Genomic DNA, 25,933 nt, shown 5'->3' on the forward strand with positions numbered 1-25,933 from the left:
CGAAGCCGCCACCCGGCACCACACGCGCGCACTCTTAATCGCGTTTTTCCAGCAGGGTGCGGTACAGCACGCCGCCAATAATACCGCCGATAATCGGCATCACCCAGAACAGCCACAGCTGCTGCAGCGCCCAGCCGCCCTGGAAGATGGCTACCGCTGTGCTGCGCGCTGGGTTAACAGAGGTGTTGGTCACCGGAATGCTGATCAGGTGGATCAGGGTCAGCGCCAGGCCAATCGCAATCGGCGCGAAACCGGCCGGGGCGTGTTTGTCCGTTGCGCCGTGGATCACCAGCAGGAAGCCCGCAGTCAGTACAATTTCAATCACGATGGCAGAGAGCATGGAGAAACCGCCAGGGGAGTGTTCGCCAAAGCCGTTTGAGGCAAAGCCGCTGGCCGCAGCATCAAAGCCCGCTTTACCGCTGGCAATGACATACAGAATAGCGGCAGCAATAATTCCGCCAATGACCTGGGCAATAATATAGCCAAGAACCTCTTTTGCCGGAAAACGACCGCCGGCCCACAATCCTAATGTTACCGCCGGGTTAAAATGACCACCGGAAATATGGCCCACGGCACATGCCATCGTTAAAACCGTTAAGCCGAAGGCCAGCGAAACACCAACGAAACCAATTCCCAGTTCCGGGAATCCTGCTGCCAGTACGGCACTACCGCAGCCACCAAATACCAACCAGAATGTACCAAAACATTCCGCTGCTAATTTTCTGAACATAACCACCTCAAAGAAAAAATGAGCGCAATCCTGCGCCATTGTTATTTATCGCCAAAACAAGCGACGATTTTTAAAACGCCACTATTCTAAAAATGAATATTCTCCCTCACCAGTTAAATAAATACGGTAAGTTTGATGTAGGGCAATGTGTTGCGCTTCCTTGCTAAATTAAGGCGAGTAAAGCAGAGTTGCATTTTTGGCAGCAAGAGTATGCGGCGGAAATCGTTATTACAAATGAAACTGTCTGGTTAAATTCTTAATTTTCGCTTCTGGCTGGCATTATTCCGCCGACGATGGAGTGTCCGTCCGGGCCCGCTGGCGTTATACTCCTGATAACTTAAAGGAAAAAGTTCATCTCTCCCGGAGGGTACATGTTGCTAGAGCGTGTGGAAATCGTGGGGTTTCGCGGCATTAACCGTCTGTCGCTGATGCTTGAGCACAACAACGTGCTGATCGGAGAAAACGCCTGGGGTAAATCGAGCCTGCTGGACGCCCTGACGCTGCTGCTATCGCCGGAATCCAGTTTGTACCATTTTGTCCGGGAAGATTTCTGGTTCCCCCCCGGGGATATGCTGGGGCGTGAACACCATCTGCATATTATCCTTACCTTTCGTGAAAGCGAGCCGGGGCGCCATCGCGTTCGCCGCTATCGTCCTCTTGCCGATTGCTGGGTGCCCTGTGATGATGGCTATCGGCGCATTTTTTATCGTCTGGAGGGTGAGCTTGCCAGCGATGACAGTGTGCTGACCCTGCGCGGTTTTCTCGATACTGACGGCCAGGCCCTGCCGCTGGAGGATATCGACGAGCGGGCGCGTCATCTGGTCCGTCTGATGCCGGTGCTGCGCCTGCGTGATGCCCGCTTTATGCGCCGCATCCGCAACGGTACCGTCCCTGACATGCCTGATGTGGAGGTCACCGCCCGGGAGCTGGACTATCTGGCCCGGGAACTGGTCGCCCGTCCGCAAAACCTGACCGACGGCCAGATCCGCCAGGGACTGTCGGCAATGGTGCAGTTGCTGGAGCACTACTTCTCCGAGCAGGGCACCTCCCCGGTGCGCAACCGGCTGATGCGGCGGCGCTCCCATGACGAGCAGCGCAGCTGGCGCTACCTCGACATCATCAACCGGATGATCGACCGTCCCGGCGGCCGCTCGCACCGGGTGATCCTGCTGGGGCTCTTCTCCACGCTGTTGCAGGCCAAAGGCACCGTCCGGCTGGACCGGGATGCCCGCCCGCTGCTGCTGGTGGAAGATCCCGAGACGCGCCTGCACCCGATCATGCTCTCGGTGGCCTGGCACCTGTTGAATCTGCTGCCGCTGCAGCGCATCACCACCACCAACTCCGGCGAATTGCTGTCGCTAACCCCGGTCGAGCACGTCTGCCGTCTGGTGCGTGAGTCGTCGCGCGTCTCGGCTTACCGCCTGGGTCCGGGGGGCATGAATGCGGAAGACAGTCGCCGTATCGCCTTCCATATTCGCTTCAACCGCGCCTCCTCGCTGTTTGCCCGCTGCTGGCTGCTGGTGGAAGGGGAGACCGAAACCTGGGTGATTAACGAGCTGGCCCGTCAGTGTGGGCACCACTTTGATGCCGAGGGCATCAAAGTGATTGAGTTTGCCCAGTCGGGGCTGAAACCGCTGATTAAATTTGCCCGGCGGATGGGCATCGAATGGCATGTGCTGGTGGACGGTGACGAGGCGGGTAAGAAATATGCCGCGACCGTGCGCGGGCTGATCAATAACGATCGGGAAGAGGAGCGCGAGCACCTGACGGCGCTGCCCGCCATGGACATGGAACACTTCATGTACCGGCAGGGCTTTTCCGATGTCTTTCACCGGGTGGCGATGATCCCGGACGACGTCCCGATGAACATGCGGCGGGTGATCATGAAGGCCATTCACCGTTCGTCGAAACCCGATCTGGCGATTGAGGTGGCGATGGAGGCTGGTCGTCGCGGCGTGGAGGCGGTGCCCACGCTGTTGCGGAAGATGTTCTCCCGCGTGCTGTGGCTGGCACGCGGGAGGGCGGATTAACGGCGGGTCGCCTGGTTGACCTGATCGATCAGGCTGTCCAGCAGGGTAAACCGGCGGCGATACTCAGCGCGTTTTTTGCTGGCGATCTCCTCCATCGGTTTGCGCGGCATGGCGAGCGGCAGCCTGAAGTTGCCCTCGCTGTCGCGCTCCCCGCCCAGCGACAGCCAGAAACTGTCGTAGTCGGCCAGCAGTTTCCCCTCTTTTTTCTTGCGATAGCGCCAGCTGCGATAAATATGGGTGCTGTTGCTGACGGCGATAATCTGCTCCACGGCCAGGGCGCTACCGAGCGTCATGGCGGCTTCCACCAGCAGGCGTTTCGGGAACAGGCCGTGACAGGCTTTGGTGGCGCTCTGGATCGCCTCGTGCGGCACAAAGGCTTTTGCCCCCTGCATCCCGCCGATAAACAGCGTCGGGGTGCCGTTAACCTGACACAGCGTAAAGGTCATCTCCGCCAGCACCGTCTGCTGTTCGTCGCAAAATGCCAGCGTCGCCTCGCCCTCTTTATCGAGAAAAGCATCGGCGCACAGACGCAGGGTAAAGGCGCGATCGTCTTTCCCAGTCAGGGTCAGTAATGTTACCCCCTCCCGGGAGAGATAGCCGTTCATCAGCGCGGCCGGAAGCTGGCGCTGCAGGGTCTGATAGTGCCAGTTCAGCGCCTGGAGCGTTTGCTGGCGATTCATCGCCACCGAGAGCCACGGGCGATGCAGGCGGCAGGGCAGCCCCGGCTGGACCTGTAACAGTTGCAGGAGTTGCGGCTGTTTTGTCAGGCTTGCCAGCAGACGTGCGGTGCTGAACGGCGTCATCAGCGAGCGCAGCATAAACTTGCGGCGATAGGCCGGATTACGCCAGGCAAGGCCGGGGGTTAATGTTCCGGATGCCAGATGCTGAAATAGCTGCCAGGCTGATTTAGGTTGCGGCTGCTGTGAATAAGATGACTCTGCGATGGAGGACATAATAGATCCCGGTCTTGTTGCCAGGCCTTTATTTCAGCAGGGGTTTTATCAACCTCTCCTCAACAACGTTTACGCGCCACGAAAAGCAGGGGTTTCGTTGAGGCGCGGTTTAGTTAGAATCAACAGTTATGTAAGCCGGAATAGCTATTTGGAATATTTATGAACTTAAAGGGAAAGCGCAGGAAGCTGTTTCTGCTGCTGGTGCTGATTGTACTGGTGGGTGGATTCTGGCTGTGGCGGGTGCTAAACGCACCGGTGCCGCAATATCAGACATTGATTGTTCGTCCGGGCGAGCTACAGCAGAGCGTGCTGGCGACCGGCAAACTGGACGCGCTACGCAAGGTTGACGTGGGTGCCCAGGTCAGCGGCCAGTTGAAGACGCTGTCGGTGGAGATTGGCGACAAGGTGAAAAAAGGGCAACTGCTGGGGGTTATCGACCCGGAGCAGGCCGAAAACCAGATCAAAGAGGTGGAGGCGACGCTGATGGAGCTGCGCGCCCAGCGCAGCCAGGCGGAAGCGGAGCGTAAGCTCGCCCAGGTGACCCTGAACCGTCAGCGGCAGCTGGCGACCACCCAGGCGATCTCGCAGCAGGATCTGGATACCTCGACCACCGAGCTGGCGGTAAAGCAGGCGCAGATTGGCACCATCGACGCGCAGATCAAACGCAACCAGGCCTCGCTGGACAGTGCCAAAACTAACCTTGAGTACACCCGCATCGTTGCGCCAATGGCCGGGGAAGTGACGCAGATTACGACCCTGCAGGGACAGACGGTTATCGCTGCCCAGCAGGCGCCGAACATCCTGACCCTCGCGGATATGGGTACCATGCTGGTGAAAGCCCAGGTCTCGGAAGCGGATGTGATCCACCTGAAGCCGGGGCAAAAAGCCTGGTTTACCGTGCTGGGGGACCCGCAAACCCGCTATGAAGGGGTGCTGAAGGATATTCTCCCGACGCCGGAGAAGGTCAACGACGCCATTTTCTATCACGCCCGGTTTGAAGTCCCCAACCCGCAGGGGGTGCTGCGCCTGGACATGACCGCCCAGGTGCATATTCAGCTCTCCGGGGTGAAAAACGTGCTGACCATTCCGCTGGCGGCGCTGGGCCAACCGGTAGGAGATAACCGCTATAACGTGAAGGTGCTGCGTAACGGTGAAATCCGCGAGCGTGAGGTGAGCCTCGGCTCGCGCAACGATACCGATGTGGTGGTGGTAAAAGGGCTGGAAGAGGGTGAAGAGGTGGTCATCAGCGAGAGCCAGCCGGGGGCGGCGAAATGACCGCCCTGCTGGAGCTGAATGATATCCGCCGCAGCTACCCCTCCGGCGACGGGCCGGTGGAGGTGCTGAAGGGCATCACCCTGCGGGTAGAGGCGGGGGAGATGGTGGCGATTGTCGGGGCATCAGGCTCCGGTAAATCGACGCTGATGAATATTCTCGGCTGTCTGGATAAACCCACCAGCGGCACCTATCGTGTGGCGGGCACCGACGTCGCCACGCTGGACAGCGACGCGCTGGCTAAACTGCGCCGGGAACATTTCGGCTTTATCTTCCAGCGTTACCATCTGCTTTCGCATCTGAGCGCGGCGCAAAACGTCGAGGTGCCCGCGGTCTATGCTGGCGTGGAGCGCAAAAAACGCCTTGAGCGGGCGCAGGCGCTGCTTACCCGGCTGGGGCTGGGGGAGCGGGTGGATTACCAGCCGTCGCAGCTTTCCGGCGGCCAGCAGCAGCGGGTGAGTATCGCCCGGGCGCTGATGAACGGCGGACAGGTGATCCTGGCGGATGAACCGACCGGGGCGCTGGACAGCCACTCCGGGGAAGAGGTGATGGCGATCCTGCACCAGCTGCGGGATCAGGGGCACACGGTGATCATCGTCACCCACGACCCGCAGGTGGCCTCCCAGGCCGGACGCATCGTAGAGATCCGCGACGGCGAGCTGGTCAGCAATCCGCCGCCTGGCCTCAATACCACCCGGCGTCAGGAGGTATCATTACCGCCGCCTTCGGGCTGGCGGCAGTTTACCAGCAGCTTTCGCGAAGCGCTGACCATGGCCTGGCTGGCGATGGCGGCAAACAAGATGCGCACCCTGCTGACCATGCTTGGGATCATCATCGGCATCGCCTCGGTGGTGTCGATTGTGGTAGTGGGCGACGCGGCCAAACAGCTGGTGCTGTCGGATATCCGCTCCATCGGCACCAATACGATTGACGTCTATCCCGGCAAAGATTTTGGCGATGACGAGCCGCAGTACCAGCAGGCGCTGAAGTATGACGATCTCACGGCCATTCAGAAGCAGCCGTGGGTTAACTCCGCCACCCCGGCGGTGTCCCAGAGCCTGCGTTTGCGCTATGCCAATATCGATGTGGCGGCCAGCGCCAACGGCGTCAGCGGCGACTACTTCAACGTCTACGGCATGACCTTCAGCGAAGGGGGCACCTTCAATGCAGAGCAGCTGGCAGGGCGGGCGCAGGTGGTGGTGCTCGACAGCAACGCCCGGCGACAGCTGTTCCCCAATAAAGCGAAGGTGGTGGGTGAGATCGTGCTGGTGGGGAACATGCCCGCGACGGTGATTGGCGTGGCGGAGGAGAAGCAGTCGATGTTTGGCAGCAGCAAGATTTTACGCGTCTGGCTGCCTTACACCACTATCTCGGGGCGCATTATGGGGCAGTCGTGGCTCAACTCCATCACCGTCCGGGTGAAAGATGGCTACGACAGCGCTCAGGCAGAGCAACAGCTTGAACGCCTGTTAACCCTGCGCCACGGGAAGAAAGATTTCTTCACCTGGAACATGGACGGGCTCTTGAAAACGGCGGAAAAGACCACACGTACTCTTCAGCTCTTCCTCACGCTGGTGGCGATCATCTCCCTGCTGGTCGGGGGGATCGGGGTGATGAATATCATGCTGGTGTCGGTGACGGAGCGGACGCGTGAAATCGGTATCCGTATGGCGGTCGGCGCCCGGGCCAGCGATGTGCTGCAGCAGTTTTTGATTGAAGCGGTGCTGGTCTGTCTGGTGGGCGGTGCGCTGGGGATTACGCTCTCGCTGCTCATCGCCTTTACGCTGCAGCTGTTTTTACCCGGCTGGGAAATTGGTTTTTCACCGATGGCGCTGCTAACTGCCTTCCTGTGTTCTACCTTTACCGGGGTACTGTTTGGCTGGTTGCCGGCACGCAACGCCGCGCGATTAGATCCGGTGGATGCGTTAGCCCGGGAGTGAACCTGTTGCCGGGTGGCGGCTACGCCTTACCCGGCCTACAAAAGTTCGTAGGCCTGCGCAAGCGCAGCGCCGTCGGGCATCAGGTCGCATCACCGCACACAAATAAAAATGCCAGCGCATCGGGCTGGCATTTTGAGTGCGGGGTGTACACAATGAAACAGAGGGCTATGCCACCACTTCTGCTTCGATGGGCACAATAACGCTGGCATGATTGCCTTTTGGCCCAAGGTGTACATCGAACCGGACGGCCTGCCCGGCTTTCAGCGTTCTGTATCCATCCATCTGAATGGTGGAGTAATGTGCGAAAATGTCTTCGCCGCCGCCTTCAGGGCAGATAAAACCAAACCCTTTGGCGTTGTTAAACCACTTAACTGTACCCGTTTCCATGCTTCGACATCCTTCGTAAATCTTATTGAGTTAGATGTAATGAACCGGTGGTGGAGTGGGAGCTGTTCAAAACCTCGCCAACTCACGCTTGTACAATTTAGATAAACCAAAAGGATCGTCAAGCATTTGCCGGGCAAGGACGGGTAAAAATGAGTCAAAATTTGAAGCAGTTAACGCTATTGAACGGTATTGTGACAGACATCGAGGATGGCAATAATAGATGTAGGTTATCTGACATCTAAGGTAGATTCAGGTTATGTATAGCCTCCCGTCAGCATCAGAACACGCGACCGGAGACCGTAAACGAAGATGACGACTGACAATGGGTAAGACGAACGACTGGCTCGATTTCGACAAGCTGGCGGAAGATGAAGTGCGCGACGCGCTAAAACCGCCATCTATGTATAAAGTTATGTTAATGAACGATGATTACACGCCGATGGAATTTGTTATTGACGTGCTACAAAAGTTCTTTTCTTATGATGTTGAACGTGCAACGCAACTGATGCTTACGGTTCACTATCATGGCAAAGCCATCTGCGGGGTGTTTACCGCAGAAGTCGCCGAAACCAAGGTGGCAATGGTGAACCAGTATGCAAGGGAGAATGAGCATCCGTTGCTGTGTACGCTGGAAAAAGCCTGAATAAGGCAATGAAAATTGGGGGAGGTGCCTATGCTCAATCAAGAACTGGAACTCAGTTTAAACATGGCTTTCGCCAGAGCGCGTGAGCACCGACATGAGTTTATGACGGTCGAGCACCTGCTGCTTGCACTGCTCAGTAACCCATCCGCCCGCGAAGCGCTTGAAGCCTGCTCCGTGGATCTGGTGGCGCTGCGTCAGGAACTTGAAGCCTTCATCGAACAGACCACACCTGTACTGCCCGTCAGTGAAGAGGAGCGCGACACGCAACCGACGCTCAGCTTCCAGCGTGTACTCCAGCGTGCGGTATTTCACGTCCAGTCCTCCGGACGTAGCGAAGTCACCGGTGCCAACGTGCTGGTTGCCATCTTCAGCGAGCAGGAGTCGCAAGCCGCCTACCTGCTGCGCAAACACGAAGTCAGCCGCCTCGATGTGGTGAACTTTATCTCTCACGGAACGCGAAAAGACGAATCGAATCCGTCTTCGGATTCCAGCCATCAGGTCAACAGCGAAGAGCAAGCAGGCGGGGAGGAACGTATGGAAAACTTCACCACCAATCTTAACCAGCTTGCCCGTGTTGGCGGTATTGACCCGCTGATAGGCCGCGATAAAGAGCTGGAACGGGCGATTCAGGTGCTGTGCCGCCGCCGCAAGAACAACCCGCTGCTGGTGGGGGAATCTGGCGTAGGTAAAACCGCCATTGCCGAAGGGCTGGCCTGGCGTATCGTGCAGGGCGACGTCCCGGAAGTGATCGCCGACTGCACCATCTATTCGCTGGATATCGGTTCCCTGTTGGCCGGAACCAAATACCGCGGTGATTTTGAAAAACGTTTCAAAGCGCTGCTGAAACAGCTGGAGCAGGATACTAACAGCATCCTGTTTATCGACGAGATCCATACCATCATCGGCGCCGGTGCGGCATCCGGTGGTCAGGTGGATGCCGCCAACCTGATTAAACCGCTGCTCTCCAGCGGCAAGATCCGGGTGATCGGCTCAACCACCTATCAGGAGTTCAGCAATATTTTCGAAAAAGACCGTGCCCTGGCGCGTCGCTTCCAGAAAATCGATATTACTGAACCGTCGGTTGAAGAAACGGTGCAGATCATCAATGGCCTGAAGCCGAAGTACGAAGCGCACCATGACGTGCGTTATACCGCGAAAGCGGTGCGTGCGGCGGTGGAGCTGGCGGTGAAATACATCAACGATCGCCACCTGCCGGATAAAGCGATTGATGTGATCGACGAAGCGGGCGCGCGTGCGCGTCTGATGCCGGTCAGCAAGCGTAAGAAAACGGTCAACGTGGCGGATATCGAATCCGTGGTGGCCCGCATCGCGCGTATCCCTGAGAAAAGCGTTTCTCAGAGCGACCGCGATACGCTGAAAAACCTCAACGATCGCCTGAAAATGCTGGTCTTTGGACAGGATAAAGCCATTGAGGCCTTAACCGAGGCCATTAAGATGGCCCGTGCCGGGCTGGGGCATGAGCACAAGCCTGTCGGTTCTTTCCTGTTCGCCGGCCCGACCGGGGTGGGGAAAACCGAGGTGACGGTTCAGCTCTCCAAAGCGCTGGGCATCGAGCTGCTGCGCTTTGATATGTCCGAGTATATGGAGCGTCACACCGTCAGCCGTCTGATCGGTGCGCCTCCGGGCTATGTGGGCTTTGACCAGGGCGGCCTGCTCACCGACGCGGTGATCAAGCATCCGCACGCGGTACTGCTGCTCGATGAAATCGAGAAAGCGCACCCGGACGTGTTCAACATCCTGCTGCAGGTGATGGATAACGGGACGCTGACCGATAACAACGGGCGCAAGGCGGACTTCCGCAACGTGGTGCTGGTGATGACCACCAACGCCGGGGTGCGTGAAACCGAGCGTAAATCCATCGGCCTGATCCACCAGGATAACAGCACCGATGCGATGGAGGAGATCAAGAAGATCTTCACGCCGGAATTCCGTAACCGTCTGGACAACATTATCTGGTTCGAACATCTCTCTACCGAGGTGATTCATCAGGTGGTGGATAAGTTCATCGTCGAGCTGCAGGTTCAGCTGGATCAGAAAGGCGTGTCGCTGGAAGTGAGCCAGGAGGCCCGCAACTGGCTGGCTGAGAAAGGCTACGATCGTGCGATGGGTGCCCGTCCGATGGCGCGTGTGATTCAGGATAACCTGAAGAAACCGTTGGCTAACGAGCTGCTGTTTGGTTCGCTTGTCGATGGGGGCCAGGTGACGGTGGCGCTGGATCAGGCGAAGAACGAGCTGACGTATGATTTCCAGAGTGCGGCGAAGCATAAGCCGGAAGCGGCTCACTAACGCTGTTGCGTGATGGTAAAAACCGGGCGAAAGCCCGGTTTTTTTATGGATGTGGCCGGGTTGGTAATTTTGAATACCTGAAGCGATAAAGTCATTAAAGGTGAATTGAGAGTTACAGCGATGACCAGGTCCGGCTGAAAATCGCCGAAGCGTTTCCGTAAGGCCGGGGCGAGGCGCATGGAAGCGCCGAGAGGGCATAGCCTGCATGGATGCAGGCTGGTGCCCGACCCGAAAGCCTGTAGGAATAAGCTGAGGGCACCGCGAAGCGGCGATTTTCTTTGCCGGGAGCCGGGGTTGCCAGGGGGGAGGCGGCGAGCCCCCCTGGCACGTTCACCGGTTCCGACGTATCAGAGAAGCAAGGAACGTAAGGTGAACGGAACGACTACTTAAGCCGCATATTCACCTTACCCCACATCAAAATTTTGCGAGGCGTTATCCAGAATTTAAAAGAGAAAATCGCTGGATAAAATCACAGTATTAGAATGGCGATGCACCTGCAAAATCAGGTGCCAGTATTGGCATCCTGAAAGCGCGCACAATGATAATTTGCCGTGCATAAAGGACTCTTTATGACCAATGAAAACCCTATTCCCCAGCTTTATAGCGAACTTGAAGTCTGTGCCCACGATCTCTCCACGCTCGCTGCGCGCTGCAACCTGCTTACCGAAATCCTTGTCGATTGCGACTCGCTGCCGCAAACGCAGCCTGTCTGCCGCTGCCTGGCAGCCTACCTTGATGCATTCAGCGCTGAGCTGGCAAAATCCATGACCGATTTTCGTGTGCTGGATGAGAACGAGATCCCGCCCTCGCACAAACAGGAGTGGCTGCTGGACAGCACCGAAGCCCAGTGTGATTACTGCCGGGCCTTAAACCATGTGCTGCTGGTGTCGCATTTCGACCGCGAGATGCTCCCGCACCTTACCGGGCTGCTGCATGATATTGCGCATACCATGCTGGCGGATCTGACCGTAGTGCGTATCCACTGATACGGGCGGGGCATAAAAAAAGGCCGGGATAACCCGGCCTTTATTATTCTTTGTACGCCATTGCAGGCGAAATACTCTTAGCGACTACGGAAGACAATGCGGCCTTTGCTCAGGTCGTACGGGGTCAGCTCAACAGTCACTTTGTCGCCCGTCAGAATACGGATATAGTTCTTACGCATTTTACCGGAGATATGCGCGGTAACGACGTGACCGTTTTCCAGTTCTACGCGAAACATGGTGTTAGGCAACGTTTCCAGAACGGTACCCTGCATTTCAATATTGTCTTCTTTGGCCATCTAATCCTCTGGGGTATCACTACCAAGTTTTGAACCGGCAAGATAATGCCGAAATTCCTCAATTAAGTAAAGATTTGTGCGTTTAAAACGCAACAAAGCAGTTTCAGCGTATTGCCCGGACGTCACGGTTCAACCGTACGAAAAGCGCATACGTAAAGGGGAGGTGGCAGGATAAACGATAGGGCGTTATCGGATGCGAACTATTCCCAAACGGCGGCGGGGCAACAGGCAGAACCTACTCTGCGGCAGAATTATAGCACCTTGAGGAAAAATATGCGGAAAACATTTATCCCTGAGGCGTAAATAACGTCGTCGGCACCCAGAAATTTTGCGGTAATTTTTGCATGCGCAGGGTCGCCAGCTGCGCCAGATATTCATGGCGCGAGATCTCCACGACACCCAGAGAGGCGGTATGTTCGTTCAGCACCTGGCAGTCAACTAACTTGCCGCCGCTGCGGGCAAAGCGTTCGCAGAAGATCAGCAACGCGGTTTTCGAGGCGTTAACCGCGCGGCTGAACATCGACTCGCCGCAAAACAGCGTGCCCTGCGCCACGCCGTACATGCCGCCCACCAGTTCATCCTTATCATCCCATACCTCAATCGAATGGGCGTAGCCCAGCTCGTGCAGGCGATGGTAGGCGACGATCACCTCGGGCGTGATCCAGGTTCCTTCAAAGCGATCGCTGGCGCAGCCCTCGATCACCTGACCAAACGCATGGTTGAGGGTGACGCGATAAGGGGAGCGAGCGTGAAAACGCTTCATGCTGCGGCTGATATGAAACTCCGCAGGCCACAGAACGGCGCGGGGGTCGGGCGACCACCATAAGATGGGATCGCCGGGAGAGAACCACGGAAAAATCCCCCGTTGGTAGGCCATCAGTAAACGCGACGGACTCAGATCGCCGCCCAGGGCCAGCAAACCATTAGGTTCACGCAGCGCCCCTTCCGGAGAAGGGAACGCAAGAGAGTGACGAGAGAGCTGGACCAGGCGCATGACAACAAAACTCCAGTACGCAAAGTGGGGATCGGTTCAAATATAGACTACAGACGTTGTTTGAACTGGTAGTAGCGGCCCTGTTTTGCCAACAGTTCAGCGTGATTACCTTGCTCAATAATTTGTCCGTTGTCCATCACAATAATTTGATCGAAATCCGCCAGGCCGCGCAGACGGTGCGTCACCATCAGCACGGTTTTGTCCTGCATCTCTTTTTTCAGTAAATCAAGGATTTGCCGCTCGGTAGTCGCGTCCAGCCCTTCGGTTGGCTCATCCAGCAGCATCAGCGGCGCATTGTGAAGCAGCGCACGCGCAATGGCCAGGCGGCGCAGCTCGCCGCCGGATAACTGACGGCCACCTTCGCCAAGCCAGCTGTTGAGCCCTTCATCTTCCAGCAGCTTGTGCAGACCTACTTTTTCCAGCATCCCGCGTAATGCTTCATCGGCAGCACCGGGCGCAGCTAACAGCAGGTTATCGCGCAGGGTGGCGCTGAAAAGATGAACCCGCTGGGGCACCACGCTTACCGTTTTGCGCAGCGCAGTCTCGCTCATCTGCACCAGAGGCGTGTCGTTAAACAGGATCTGACCCTGCGCCGGGTCCCATGCTCTGGTCAGCAGCTGCAGCAGTGTCGATTTACCGCAGCCTGTGCGACCCAGCACCGCCACATGGGCGCCCGCGGGGATCGTCAGATTAATGTGGTCCAGCGCGGGCTGCGCCTGACCTTCATAGGCAAAACTGACATCCGAAAGGCACAGGGCCAGCTGCTCAGGGACCGCTGATGCGGTCGTACTGAACTGCACTTCCGGCTGCTGGCCGGTAATCTGGGTGATCCGCAGCGCGGAGGCCACCACCTGGCCCAGGTGCTGAAAGGCACCGGTCACCGGCGCCAGGGCTTCAAACGCCGCCAGCGCACAGAAGACAAACAGGGCGATTAACGGGCCTGGCTGCGCGTTATCGCCCACGCCGCCGGAAGCCATCCACAGCATCGCCATGACTGCGCCTCCGCCAATTAACAGCATCAGCGCCTGGGAGAGGGCCGTGAGTTCCGACTGCTTGCGCTGGGCTTCGTGCCAGTTCAGCTCGGTATTTTCCATCTGCGCACGGTAGCGGCGGCTGGCACCAAAGATGGTCAGCTCCGCCTGACCCTGTAGCCAGCCCGTCAGCTGCTGGCGATACTCGCCCCGCAGACGCGTCAGCTTTTCACCGGTCGGTTTGCCGGCGCGGTAAAACAGCGGGGGTAAGATAAAGAGCGTTGCGAGCATGATCCCGCCGAGCATCAGCGCAATGTGAACGTCCAGCAGGCACAGCCCAAGGGTGACCACCACAATTACCACCAGGGCGCCCACCAGCGGAGAGATCACGCGCAAATAGAGGTGATCGAGGGTATCTACGTCGGCGGCGACGCGGTTAAGCAGTTCCCCCTGGCGATAGCGTGCCAGTCCGGCAGGGGAGAGGGGGAGCAGCTTGCTGAAGGTGGTAACGCGCAGGTGTTGCAGCACGCGGAAGGTCGCGTCATGGCTGACCAGACGTTCAAAGTAGCGCCCGGCGGTACGGGTGATGGCCGTACCGCGCACCCCGGCGGCAGGCAGCATATAGTTAAAGCTGTAGAGCCCGGCAAAACCGGCGACCGCGGAGGCAGAGAGGAACCAGCCGGAGAGCGTCAACAGGCCGATACTCGCCAGCAGGGTGACAATCGCCAGCACCACCCCCAGCGTCAGCATCCATTTGTGGCGCATATAAAGCGCCAGATAAGGCAGTAAAGCGCGCATCAAATCTCCTCCTGACGGTTTGCCAGCAGGGCCGCAAACGGCCCCTGTGCCGCCGCGAGCGTAGCGTAATCGCCCTGCTCAACAAGCTGACCATTGTCCATGACCCAGATCTGATCCCAGCGGGAGATGCCCTCCAGCTGGTGAGTTACCATCAGCGTGGTTTGCTGCTGCGAGGCGGCATCAAGGGCCATCATCACGCGCTGTTCACTGTGCGCATCCAGGCTGGCGGCGGGTTCATCCAGCAATAAAAGCTGACACGGGTTAAGCAGGGCGCGGGCCACGGCAATGCGCTGCGCCTGGCCGACGGAAAGCCCCGCCGACTGATCGCCCACCACCGTATCCACGCCGTTCGGCAGCAGGGGCAGAAACTCGCTGACCCAGGCGCGGTCGAGCACCGACTGTAGCTCTTCTTCGCTGGCGTCCGGGCGCGCCAGCAGCACGTTTTCCCGCAGCGTGGCCGCCGGAAGCTGCGGGTTCTGTCCTACCCAGCTTAAATGGGTGCGCCACTCGTCAGGATCGAGCGCTGAGAGCTCGGCCTGGTTGATGCGCAGCGAGCCGCTGTAGGCCATAAAACCGGATAACGCATTCAGCAGGGAGCTTTTACCGGAGCCGCTGGTGCCAACCAGCACCACGCGCTGACCTGCCGCGAGGGTAAAGTTCAGAGGGCCGGCAAGGACTTTACCTTCCGGCGACAGTACGCAGAAATTCTCTGCTTCAATGCTGACCGGTCTGGTGGTGTTCAGGGTCACGTCGCCACGCTGCGGATGAGCCAGCGGCGTTTCAAGGAAGGTTTTCAGGCTGTCGGCGGCACCCACCGCCTGCGCTTTCGCATGATAGAAAGTGCCCAGATCGCGCAGCGGCTGGAAAAATTCCGGCGCCAGAATTAACGCCAGAAAGCCTGCAAAAAGGGTCACGGCGGTACCGTAATGACCGAAATCAAGGGCGCCCAGATAGGAGAAACCGAAATAGACGGCAACCAGCGCAATCGACAGGGAGGTGAAGAACTCCAGCACCCCGGAGGATAAAAATGCCAGGCGTAACACTTCCATGGTGCGCTGACGGAAATCCTGGGAGGCGTGGCGGATGTTGTCGGTTTCGGCTTTACCGCGACCAAAAATACGCAGCGTTTCCATGCCGCGCAGACGGTCAAGGAAGTGGCCGCTGAGACGACCGAGCGCCAGGAAGTTGCGGCGGTTGGCGTCGGCAGCCCCCATACCGACCATCGCCATAAAGAGCGGGATCAGCGGGGCGGTGCCCAGCAGGATCAGCGCGGCGACCCAGTTGTAAGGAAAAATCGCGAGCACGATCAGCAGGGGAACGAAAGCGGCCAGCGCCATCTGGGGCAGATAGCGGGCGTAGTAGTCATGCATATCATCGATCTGTTCGAGGATAAGCGTCGCCCAGCTTCCGGCGGGCTTGCCTTGGATCCAGGCAGGCCCGGCCTCCTGTAGCCTGTCCAGCACCTGGCGGCGAATTTCATAGCGAATGTTCTGCCCGGCGTGGAAGCCCACGCGCTCGCGCAACCAGACCACCCAGGCACGCAGAACAAAGACCAGAATCAACACAATGAAAGGCAGTAACAGCGCCTCGCGCGGGATATTTTCCATAATCATATGGTTAAGAATGCGGGCCAGAAGCCATGCCTGGCCGACAATCAACAGTCCGCTGATAAACCCCAAAAGACGGGAAATATTCAGCCAGCGGCGGGAAATAACGCTTTGCTTTTTAAGCCAGCGAGTTAACTCTTGTTGACGGGTTTTTTCCATTGCGTGCTTTGCAGGTGATGTTATTAGGTATTGGGCACGGCAATGTTACAACGCAGAGACGATAAAGGCGACTTATCGCCGCCTTATTTACGTTTGTTGCTGATCTGTAAAAATTATTTGCTCTGATCGGCCAGTCCGTCGAGATATCGTTCTGCATCCAGCGCCGCCATACAACCGGTGCCCGCAGAGGTGATCGCCTGACGATAAATGTGGTCCATCACGTCGCCCGCAGCGAACACGCCCGGGATGCTGGTCTGGGTAGCATTACCATGAATACCTGACTGCACTTTGATATAGCCGTTCTCCAGCTCAAGCTGGCCGTCGAAGATAGCGGTGTTCGGGCTGTGGCCGATGGCAACAAACAGACCTGCTACTTCCAGCGTTTCAACGTTGTCGGTGTTCTGGGTGTCACGGATGCGCAGGCCCGCCACGCCCATCTGATCGCCGGTCACTTCTTCCAGCGTGCGGTGGGTGTGCAGCACGATATTGCCGCTGGCCACTTTGTCCATCAGACGTTTAATCAGGATCTTTTCCGCGCGGAAAGTATCACGGCGGTGAATGAGGTGCACTTCAGAGGCGATATTCGCCAGATAGAGTGCCTCTTCAACCGCAGTATTGCCGCCGCCGATGACCGCGACCTTCTGGTTGCGATAGAAGAAACCGTCGCAGGTTGCGCAGGCAGATACGCCGCGACCTTTAAATTCCTCTTCAGAAGGCAGACCCAGATAGCGGGCAGAGGCGCCGGTCGCAACGATCAGCGCGTCGCAGGTATACTCCGCGTTGTCACCGGTCAGGCGGAACGGACGGTTTTGCAGATCGACCTTGTTGATGTGGTCAAAAATGATTTCGGTATCAAATTTGGCGGCATGCTCGTGCATGCGCTCCATCAGCAGCGGCCCGGTCAGGCCTTCAGGATCGCCTGGCCAGTTTTCAACTTCGGTGGTGGTGGTCAGCTGACCGCCTTTTTCCATGCCCGTAATCAGTACCGGTTGCAGGTTAGCGCGTGCAGCGTAGACCGCTGCGGTATATCCCGCAGGTCCAGAACCAAGAATTAGCAGCTTACTGTGTTTGGCCGTGCCCATGAGATCCTCATTGTTGTTGGCAGACATTTTCCCGGATTGTAGGGAATTTGTTGGCGTAAAAAAAGGGCACAGCGATTTTGTTAACGATGTGTGTGATAGAAAGGGCCAATCAACGAGAGGAAAGAAAAGGTAATTTTATAACAATAATCATGGGTAATCGGTCGAAACGACGGCGATAAAATGAGGATTAATCGCCGGACGTAATGAATATCCGACATGTTGTACTAAAAATCGATGTTTTGCTTTGACAATCCCCTGCGCTTTTGCGAAAACATTCAAGGAAGAAAAAAAATGGTCTTTGTGTAACGCATAGTCATGCACAAAATCACCATTTTTACCGGGTCAGCGAAATCTACGCATGGTGTGGACAGATGCCATACGTGATGTTGATGGCCGCCTCTGGGCAACGGTCTTCATACCACATAACCCCAATCGGATCGCGCAAACTATAAAACAGGCGATGCGATTAACCGCGGGGAAAGACTCTGAACAGTGAAGTGCACAGGGTCCTGGCAGGAGTTAGGGAAGGAATACAGAGAGACAATAATAATGGTAGATAGCAAGAAGCGCCCTGGCAAAGATCTCGACCGCATCGATCGTAACATTCTTAATGAATTGCAAAAGGATGGGCGTATTTCCAACGTCGAGCTTTCAAAACGTGTGGGACTTTCCCCGACGCCATGCCTTGAGCGTGTGCGCCGACTGGAAAGACAGGGTTTTATTCAGGGCTATACAGCGCTGCTGAACCCGCATTATCTGGATGCCTCACTTCTGGTATTTGTTGAGATTACTCTGAATCGTGGTGCGCCGGATGTGTTTGAGCAGTTCAATGCCGCCGTACAAAAACTTGAAGAAATTCAAGAGTGTCATCTGGTTTCCGGTGATTTCGACTATCTGTTGAAAACCCGCGTGCCTGATATGTCCGCCTACCGTAAGCTGCTGGGCGAAACCCTGCTGCGACTGCCTGGTGTGAACGACACCCGTACCTACGTGGTAATGGAAGAAGTCAAACAGAGCAATCGTCTGGTTATTAAGACGCGCTAACACGGAACAGGTGCATTATCAGCGTACTTTGATTACACTCCTGGTAATCCATACAGCAACAGTGTCGGGCTTCCCGGCACTGTTGTCCGTTTAGCACGCAGGCAGGAATTGCCTGATACCTGGAGAGCCTGTTTTGAGCCAGGAATATACCGAAGACAAAGAAGTCAATTTAACCAAGCTCAGCAGTGGGCGCCGACTCCTTGAGGCGTTACTGATCCTTGTTGCTCTTTTTGCCGTCTGGTTGATGGCAGCCTTACTCAGTTTTAATCCCTCCGATCCCAGCTGGTCACAAACCGCATGGCATGAGCCTATCCATAATTTAGGCGGCGTACCGGGGGCATGGCTGGCGGACACGCTGTTCTTTATCTTTGGCATAATGGCGTACACCCTTCCCGTCATTATTATTGGCGGCTGCTGGTTTGCCTGGCGCCATCGCCAGAACGATGATTACATCGACTATTTTGCTGTCTCGCTGCGCCTGATTGGTGCGCTTGCCCTGATCCTCACCTCCTGCGGCCTGGCGGCGATTAACGCCGACGACATCTGGTATTTTGCCTCCGGCGGCGTGATTGGCAGCCTGCTGAGCACCGCGCTACAGCCGATGCTGCACAGCAGCGGTGGTACTCTGGCGCTGCTCTGCGTCTGGGGGGCGGGGCTGACGCTGTTTACCGGCTGGTCCTGGGTCACCATCGCCGAGAAAATTGGCAGCGTGATCCTCAATATCCTGACCTTTGCCAGCAACCGCACCCGTCGCGACGATACCTGGGTTAACGACGAAGAGTATGAAGATGACTACGAAGAGGCTGAGCCGAGCGCTGAGCGTCGTGAATCTCGCCGCGCCCGCATTATGCGCGGGGCGCTGGCGCGCCGTAAGCGTGTGGCAGAGAAATTCGCCAATCCATTAGGCCGCAAAACCGACGCGGCGTTGTTCTCCGGCAAACGGATGGATGACGAAGAAGAGGTGGCTTATAGTGCCCGTGGTGTTGCCGCCGATCCGGATGATGTATTGTTCTCCGGTAATCGTGCACTGCCGTCCGATTATGATGAGTTCGATCCGCTGCTCAACGGTCACTCAGTAGCTGAGCCCCTTGCTGCCGCTGCCGCCGCAACCACAGCAACCCAGGCCTTTGCTGCGCCGGTTGAACCGATCACCCCGACGCCTTCTGTGCCAGAGATGCCGCTGCAGCAACATGCGGTTGAATGGCAAGCGCAACCTGCTGCGCCTGCATCGCCGATCCCTGCGCCGGAGCCGGAACCGTATGTCACCGCCGCGCAGCAGGAGTGGCAACCGCCTTATCAGCCTGAACCTGTTTATCAGCCTGAACCTGTTTATCAGCCTGAACCTGTTTATCAGCCTGAACCTGTTTATCAGTCTGAACCCGTTTATCAGCCAGAGCCTGTTATCACCCCGCCGGTTGTCGAAGAGCCGCCGGTTGAAGAGGTGAAACCGTCCCGTCCACCGCTTTACTATTTCGAAGAGGTGGAAGAAAAACGTGCCCGGGAACGCGAACAGCTTGCGGCCTGGTATCAGCCGGTACCCGAGGAGGCACAAGAGCCAGCCCCGGTTAAAGCCGCTGAAACCCCGGCAATTCCGGTTCCCGCTGTGGAACCCGCTTCCGCCGTCGCTCCTGTTGCCGCAAGCGTACAGCAGGCAACAAGCGCAGGCGCCGCTGCGGCCAGCGCCGCCGCGCCGTTATTCAGCCTGGCAACCGGCGGCGCACCGCGTCCGCAGGTAAAAGAGGGGATTGGTCCGCAGTTGCCGCGTCCTAACCGCGTACGTGTTCCGACCCGCCGTGAACTGGCCTCGTATGGTATCAAGCTGCCTTCCCAACGAATGGCCGAAGAGAAAGCGCGTGAAGCCGGACGCCATCAGTATGATGAACACTACGACGACGATGCCGATGAAATGCAGCAGCAGGAGGAGCTGGCCCGCCAGTTCGCTCAGCAGCAACAGCAGCGGTACGGTGGTGATGAGTATCAGGCCCAGCCACAGTCCTTTGAAACGCAGGATGACGAAGATAGTGCCGCCGAAGCGGAGCTGGCTCGCCAGTTCGCCGCCACCCAGCAGCAGCGTTATTCCGGTGAGCAACCGACAGGAGCTAACCCTTTCTCGCTGGCGGACTTTGAATTCTCGCCAATGAAAGATCTGGTGGATGATACGCCGAGTGAACCGCTGTTTACGCCTGGCGTGATGCCGGAAGCCGAGCCACCACGTCAGCCGGTTACGCCGCCACAGCCGCAGCAGTCCGTGCAGCCACAACATGTTGCACAACCGCAGCAGCCTGTTCAGCCCCATCAGTATGCAAAACCGCAGCAGCCTGTTCAGCTGCAGCAGTATGCGCAGCCGCAACAGCCGGTGCAGCCGCAGCAGTATGCTCAACCGCAGCAGCCTGTTCAGCCGCAGCAGTATGCACAGCCTCAGCAGTCCGTGCAGCCGCAGCAGTATGCGCAGCCGCAACAGCCGCAACAGCCGGTGCAGCCACAGCAGCCAGCCGCTCAGCCTCAGCAGAGCCTGATCCATCCGTTGTTGATGCGCAATGGCGACAGCCGCCCACTGCAAAAGCCAACCACGCCGCTGCCGTCGTTGGATCTGTTAACGCCGCCGCCAACGGAAGTGGAGCCGGTCGATACCTTTGCCCTGGAGCAGATGGCTCGTCTGGTTGAAGCGCGTCTGGCCGACTTCCGTATTAAAGCGGATGTGGTGAACTATTCCCCGGGCCCGGTCATCACCCGCTTCGAGCTGAACCTGGCGCCGGGTGTTAAAGCCGCGCGTATTTCCAATCTCTCCCGTGACCTGGCGCGTTCGCTGTCGACCGTGGCTGTGCGCGTGGTTGAGGTGATCCCAGGCAAACCCTATGTGGGTCTGGAGCTGCCGAACAAAAAACGCCAGACCGTTTACCTGCGTGAAGTGCTTGATAACGCCAAGTTCCGCGATAACCCGTCGCCACTGAGCGTGGTGCTGGGTAAAGACATCGCGGGTGAGCCTGTGGTGGCCGATTTGGCTAAAATGCCGCACCTGCTGGTGGCGGGTACCACCGGCTCCGGTAAATCTGTCGGCGTGAACGCCATGATCCTCAGCATGCTTTATAAAGCGCAGCCGGAAGATGTGCGTTTCATCATGATCGACCCGAAAATGCTGGAGCTGTCAGTCTATGAAGGGATCCCGCATCTGCTGACCGAAGTCGTGACCGACATGAAAGACGCTGCCAACGCCCTGCGCTGGAGCGTCAACGAGATGGAGCGTCGCTACAAGCTGATGTCTGCGCTGGGCGTGCGTAACCTCGCCGGGTATAACGACATCATTGCCGAAGCGGCGAAGATGGGACGCCCAATTCCGGATCCGTACTGGAAACCGGGCGACAGCATGGATGCCGAACATCCGGTACTGGAAAAGCTGCCGTATATCGTGGTGCTGGTGGATGAATTTGCCGACCTGATGATGACCGTCGGTAAGAAAGTGGAAGAGCTGATCGCCCGCCTGGCGCAAAAAGCCCGTGCGGCAGGGATCCATCTGGTGTTGGCGACCCAGCGTCCATCGGTGGATGTCATCACCGGCCTGATTAAAGCCAACATCCCGACCCGTATCGCCTTTACCGTGTCGAGCAAAATCGACTCCCGTACCATTCTTGACCAGGGGGGCGCGGAATCGCTGCTCGGCATGGGGGATATGCTCTATTCGGGGCCGAACTCGACTTCCCCGGTACGTGTCCACGGCGCGTTTGTTCGTGACCAGGAAGTGCATGCCGTGGTGCAGGACTGGAAAGCGCGCGGTCGTCCGCAATATGTCGAAGGCATCACCTCTGACAGCGAAAGCGAAGGCGGTGGTGGCGGCGGCTTTGACGGCGGTGAAGAGCTGGATCCATTGTTCGATCAGGCGGTTAACTTCGTTACCGAGAAACGTAAAGCCTCCATCTCCGGCGTACAGCGCCAGTTCCGCATCGGCTATAACCGCGCGGCGCGCATTATCGAGCAGATGGAAGCGCAGGGCATCGTTAGCGAGCAGGGACATAACGGCAACCGTGAAGTGCTGGCCCCGCCACCATTTGAGTAACGGCCTCGATTGCAAAGATGGGTAAAGCAGCAAAAATTAAGCATTTTCTTCTGTCGCCTGCCTGCGGGCAGGTCCAGAATAGTGACAGAAACCCCCATTTCGGGAAGACGCTTTGTAAGGATGAACAATGAAAAAAATCGCAATCACCTGTGCATTACTCACTGGCTTTGTGGCAAGCAGCGTCTGGGCTGATGCCGCCAGCGACCTGAAGAGCCGCCTGGATAAAGTGAGCAGCTTCCATGCCAGCTTCACACAGAAAGTGACCGACGGCAGCGGTAACGCGGTGCAGGAAGGCCAGGGTGACTTGTGGGTTAAACGTCCGAATCTGTTCAACTGGCATATGACCCAGCCGGACGAAAGTATCCTTGTCTCCGACGGCAAAACCCTGTGGTTCTTTAACCCGTTTGTTGAGCAGGCTACCGCCACCTGGCTGAAAGATGCGACCAGCAACACGCCGTTTATGCTGATTGCCCGTAACCAGTCCAGCGACTGGCAGCAGTACAACATCAAACAGACCGGCGATGAGTTCGTGCTGACGCCGAAAGGCAGCACGGGCAACCTGAAGCAGTTCACCATCAACGTGAGCAGCAACGGTACCATTAACCAATTCAGCGCCGTTGAGCAGGACGATCAGCGCAGCAGCTATCAGCTGAAATCCCAGCAGAACGGTGCGGTCGATGCATCGAAATTCACCTTTACCCCGCCGAAGGGCGTAACGGTGGACGATCAACGTAATAAGTAAGAGGCGTGAGTGAGCAACCTGTCGCTCGATTTTTCAGATAAGGCGTTTCAACCTCTGGCCGCCCGTATGCGGCCAGAAAATTTAGCGCAGTATATCGGCCAGCAGCATCTGCTGGCCGCGGGCAAGCCCTTGCCGCGCGCCATTGAAGCCGGGCATCTGCACTCGATGATCCTCTGGGGGCCACCGGGCACCGGTAAAACGACCCTGGCGGAAGTGATCGCCCGCTATGCTGATGCAGATGTCGAGCGCATCTCCGCCGTTACCTCCGGCGTGAAAGAGATCCGTGAAGCCATCGAGCGTGCCCGGCAGAACCGTAACGCCGGTCGCCGCACAATCCTGTTTGTTGACGAAGTCCACCGCTTCAATAAAAGCCAGCAGGATGCCTTCCTGCCGCACATCGAAGACGGCACCATCACCTTTATCGGCGCCACCACGGAAAACCCCTCGTTTGAACTCAACTCCGCACTGTTGTCCCGTGCCCGCGTCTATCTGCTGAAATCGTTAACCACCGAAGATATTGAGCAGGTGCTGACCCAGGCGATGACCGACAAGGCCCGGGGCTACGGCGGCCAGGATATCGTCCTACCTGACGAGACCCGTCGCGCCATTGCGGAGCTGGTTAACGGCGATGCGCGCCGGGCGCTGAATACCCTGGAAATGATGGCCGATATGGCTGAAACCGACGATAGCGGAAAGCGGGTGCTGCTCCCGGCGCTGCTGACCGAAATCGCCGGCGAACGCAGCGCGCGTTTTGATAACAAAGGCGACCGTTTTTACGATCTTATCTCGGCGCTGCATAAATCGGTACGCGGTAGCGCCCCGGATGCCGCACTTTACTGGTATGCGCGCATTATTACCGCCGGCGGCGATCCGCTGTACGTCGCCCGCCGCTGCCTGGCCATCGCCTCGGAAGATGTCGGTAACGCCGACCCGCGTGCCATGCAGGTGGCGATTTCCGCCTGGGACTGTTTCACCCGCGTTGGCCCCGCAGAAGGCGAGCGCGCCATTGCGCAGGCGATTGTCTATCTGGCCTGCGCGCCGAAAAGCAATGCAGTCTATACCGCGTTCAAAGCGGCGATGTCCGACGCCCGCGAGCGTCCTGATTACGATGTGCCGGTCCACCTGCGCAATGCGCCGACCAAACTGATGAAAGAGATGGGTTACGGTCAGGAATATCGCTATGCGCATGACGAGCCCAACGCCTATGCCGCCGGGGAGGAGTATTTCCCGCAGGAGATGGCACAAACGCGCTATTATCATCCGACAAACAGAGGCCTTGAGGGCAAGATTGGCGAAAAGCTCACCTGGCTTGCCGGACAGGATCAAAATAGCCCTATAAAACGCTACCGTTAGGGCGATCGTTGCGGTAATGTTGGCAATGTATCTGATGACCGCAGGCTGCGGTCATTTCCTCCTATTTTTTAATTCGATAAGCACAGGATAAGCATGCTCGATCCCAATCTGCTGCGTAACGAGCCAGACGCAGTCGCTGAAAAACTGGCACGCCGGGGCTTTAAACTGGATGTAGATAAGCTGCGCGCTCTTGAAGAGCGTCGTAAAGTTCTGCAGGTACAAACTGAAAACTTGCAGGCAGAGCGTAACTCTCGATCGAAATCCATCGGCCAGGCGAAAGCGCGCGGGGAAGACATTGAGCCATTACGCCTGGAAGTGAACAAACTGGGTGAAGAGCTGGATCAGGCGAAAGCCGAGCTGGACGTTCTTCAGGCTGAAATTCGTGATATCGCCCTGGCGATCCCTAACACCCCTGACGACAGCGTACCTGTCGGTAAAGACGAAAATGATAACGTCGAAGTGAAACGCTGGGGCACCCCACGTGAGTTCGACTTTGAAATTCGCGATCACGTGACCCTGGGTGAAATGCATGCCGGGCTCGATTTCGCGGCTGCCGTTAAGCTCACCGGTTCCCGTTTTGTGGTAATGAAAGGTCAGATCGCCCATCTGCACCGTGCCCTGGCCCAGTTCATGCTGGATCTGCACACCGAGCAGCACGGCTACAGCGAAACTTACGTCCCGTATCTGGTTAACCACGATACGCTGTACGGCACTGGCCAGCTGCCAAAATTTGCCGGCGATCTGTTCCATACCCGTCCTCTGGACGAAGAAGCCGACAGCAGCAACTACGCGCTGATCCCAACGGCAGAAGTGCCGCTGACCAACCTCGTGCGTGATGAGATCATCGATGAAGATGACCTGCCGATCAAACTGACGGCGCACTCGCCATGCTTCCGTTCTGAAGCGGGCTCCTATGGCCGTGATACCCGTGGTCTGATCCGTATGCACCAGTTCGACAAAGTAGAGATGGTGCAGATCGTTCGTCCTGAAGAGTCCATGGCGGCGCTGGAAGAGATGACCGGTCACGCGGAAAAAGTGCTGGAGCTGCTGGGGCTGCCGTACCGTCGTGTGGCGCTGTGCACCGGCGACATGGGCTTTGGTGCCTGCAAAACCTTCGATCTGGAAGTCTGGGTTCCGGCGCAGAATACCTACCGCGAAATCTCCTCCTGCTCCAATATCGGGGATTTCCAGGCGCGTCGTATGCAGGCCCGTTGCCGCAGCAAGTCAGACAAGAAAACCCGCCTGGTGCACACCCTGAACGGCTCCGGCCTGGCCGTGGGCCGCACCCTGGTCGCGTTGCTGGAAAACTACCAGCAGGCCGATGGCCGTATCGAAATCCCTGAAGTGCTACGTCCGTACATGAAAGGCCAGCAGTACATCGGTTGATTTGTTTTTAAGTAAAAAGCGCCTGCGGGCGCTTTTTTTATGTCCCGCTTTTGATGTCAGGCAATAACCCCTCCCTCTAAAGTAGTAATACTTGCCAAACAGTTGGTTAGCGTAAACGTCTGCTAACGCACGCCATCCTTACATAAAAAACTATATAGCGGTGACTGCCGCACCTTTGAACTTTGTGAGCAACCAAAGTGAG

19 protein-coding genes are annotated in these 25,933 nt (G+C 57.4%); 11 read left to right on the forward strand and 8 right to left on the reverse strand.

Features of this window, described 5'->3' with window-relative positions:
* Positions 1-34: 34 nt before the first annotated feature.
* Positions 35-730, reverse strand: coding sequence for an aquaporin Z (gene aqpZ, locus C3406_RS03135; RefSeq protein WP_103823403.1), 696 nt, complete (start codon positions 728-730; stop codon positions 35-37).
* Between the two features lie 371 nt (positions 731-1,101).
* On the opposite strand from aqpZ, the gene C3406_RS03140 reads away from it, so the two are divergent.
* Positions 1,102-2,760, forward strand: a complete 1,659-nt coding sequence (locus C3406_RS03140) for an ATP-dependent endonuclease (protein WP_103823402.1) — start codon at positions 1,102-1,104, stop codon at positions 2,758-2,760.
* Here the strand turns inward: C3406_RS03140 and C3406_RS03145 are convergent.
* Entirely contained in the window at positions 2,757-3,713 is a 957-nt protein-coding gene (locus C3406_RS03145) for a VirK/YbjX family protein (protein ID WP_103823401.1), read from the reverse strand. The genes C3406_RS03140 and C3406_RS03145 overlap by 4 nt on opposite strands.
* Before the next feature lie 159 nt (positions 3,714-3,872).
* On the opposite strand from C3406_RS03145, the gene macA reads away from it, so the two are divergent.
* A complete protein-coding gene (gene macA / locus C3406_RS03150; protein WP_103178898.1) occupies positions 3,873-4,988 on the forward strand; it encodes a macrolide transporter subunit MacA in 1,116 nt (371 codons plus the stop codon).
* Positions 4,985-6,925 (forward strand): macrolide ABC transporter ATP-binding protein/permease MacB, encoded by a 1,941-nt coding sequence (macB, locus tag C3406_RS03155; protein WP_103823400.1) that lies wholly within the window; start codon positions 4,985-4,987, stop codon positions 6,923-6,925. The genes macA and macB overlap by 4 nt, the downstream gene beginning before the upstream one ends.
* A gap of 165 nt (positions 6,926-7,090) precedes the next feature.
* On the opposite strand, the gene cspD is transcribed toward macB, so the two are convergent.
* The gene (gene cspD, locus C3406_RS03160) at positions 7,091-7,312 is read right to left on the reverse strand and encodes a cold shock-like protein CspD (protein ID WP_032617324.1); all 222 of its coding nucleotides are present in this window, start codon (positions 7,310-7,312) and stop codon (positions 7,091-7,093) included.
* A gap of 322 nt (positions 7,313-7,634) precedes the next feature.
* Here cspD and clpS point away from each other — a divergent pair, with 322 nt between their 5' ends.
* From clpS to C3406_RS03185, 3 genes are all read left to right on the forward strand, one after another.
* Positions 7,635-7,955 carry an ATP-dependent Clp protease adapter ClpS gene (clpS, locus tag C3406_RS03165; protein ID WP_103823399.1) on the forward strand — a complete coding sequence of 107 codons (321 nt, stop codon included), beginning with the start codon at positions 7,635-7,637 and terminating at the stop codon, positions 7,953-7,955.
* Between the two features lie 30 nt (positions 7,956-7,985).
* Complete coding sequence (clpA, locus tag C3406_RS03170; RefSeq protein WP_103823398.1) at positions 7,986-10,262, forward strand: ATP-dependent Clp protease ATP-binding subunit ClpA; 2,277 nt, start codon at positions 7,986-7,988, stop codon at positions 10,260-10,262.
* A 569-nt stretch (positions 10,263-10,831) separates the two neighbouring features.
* Entirely contained in the window at positions 10,832-11,248 is a 417-nt protein-coding gene (locus C3406_RS03185) for a hypothetical protein (protein WP_103823395.1), read from the forward strand.
* 77 nt (positions 11,249-11,325) lie between these two features.
* Here C3406_RS03185 and infA read toward each other — a convergent pair whose 3' ends face one another.
* The 5 genes from infA to trxB form a co-directional block, all read right to left on the reverse strand.
* On the reverse strand, positions 11,326-11,544 hold the full coding sequence (infA, locus tag C3406_RS03190; protein ID WP_001040187.1) for a translation initiation factor IF-1: 219 nt from the start codon (positions 11,542-11,544) through the stop codon (positions 11,326-11,328).
* Between the two features lie 286 nt (positions 11,545-11,830).
* Positions 11,831-12,538, reverse strand: a complete 708-nt coding sequence (gene aat / locus C3406_RS03195) for a leucyl/phenylalanyl-tRNA--protein transferase (RefSeq protein WP_103823394.1) — start codon at positions 12,536-12,538, stop codon at positions 11,831-11,833.
* A gap of 47 nt (positions 12,539-12,585) precedes the next feature.
* Positions 12,586-14,307 (reverse strand): heme ABC transporter ATP-binding protein/permease CydC, encoded by a 1,722-nt coding sequence (cydC, locus tag C3406_RS03200; protein WP_103823393.1) that lies wholly within the window; start codon positions 14,305-14,307, stop codon positions 12,586-12,588.
* On the reverse strand, positions 14,307-16,073 hold the full coding sequence (gene cydD, locus C3406_RS03205; RefSeq protein WP_103823392.1) for a heme ABC transporter permease/ATP-binding protein CydD: 1,767 nt from the start codon (positions 16,071-16,073) through the stop codon (positions 14,307-14,309). Before cydD ends, cydC begins: the two co-directional genes overlap by 1 nt.
* A 113-nt stretch (positions 16,074-16,186) precedes the next feature.
* Complete coding sequence (trxB, locus tag C3406_RS03210) at positions 16,187-17,155, reverse strand: thioredoxin-disulfide reductase (protein WP_103823391.1); 969 nt, start codon at positions 17,153-17,155, stop codon at positions 16,187-16,189.
* 549 nt (positions 17,156-17,704) lie between these two features.
* Between trxB and lrp the strand changes: the two genes are divergently transcribed.
* From lrp to serS, 5 genes are all read left to right on the forward strand, one after another.
* Positions 17,705-18,199: a leucine-responsive transcriptional regulator Lrp gene (gene lrp / locus C3406_RS03220; protein WP_000228469.1), complete on the forward strand. Its 495-nt coding sequence runs from the start codon at positions 17,705-17,707 to the stop codon at positions 18,197-18,199.
* A 133-nt stretch (positions 18,200-18,332) separates the two neighbouring features.
* Positions 18,333-22,250 carry a DNA translocase FtsK gene (gene ftsK, locus C3406_RS03225; RefSeq protein WP_103823390.1) on the forward strand — a complete coding sequence of 1,306 codons (3,918 nt, stop codon included), beginning with the start codon at positions 18,333-18,335 and terminating at the stop codon, positions 22,248-22,250.
* 127 nt (positions 22,251-22,377) lie between these two features.
* Positions 22,378-22,992, forward strand: coding sequence for an outer membrane lipoprotein periplasmic chaperone LolA (gene lolA, locus C3406_RS03230; protein ID WP_103823389.1), 615 nt, complete (start codon positions 22,378-22,380; stop codon positions 22,990-22,992).
* Positions 22,993-23,001: 9 nt separating this feature from the next.
* The gene (rarA, locus tag C3406_RS03235) at positions 23,002-24,345 is read left to right on the forward strand and encodes a replication-associated recombination protein RarA (protein ID WP_103823388.1); all 1,344 of its coding nucleotides are present in this window, start codon (positions 23,002-23,004) and stop codon (positions 24,343-24,345) included.
* A gap of 93 nt (positions 24,346-24,438) precedes the next feature.
* Complete coding sequence (gene serS / locus C3406_RS03240; protein WP_103823387.1) at positions 24,439-25,731, forward strand: serine--tRNA ligase; 1,293 nt, start codon at positions 24,439-24,441, stop codon at positions 25,729-25,731.
* Positions 25,732-25,933: the final 202 nt, after the last annotated feature.

It is taken from the genome of Leclercia sp. LSNIH8, from assembly GCF_002920195.1.
Lineage (GTDB): Bacteria > Pseudomonadota > Gammaproteobacteria > Enterobacterales > Enterobacteriaceae > Enterobacter.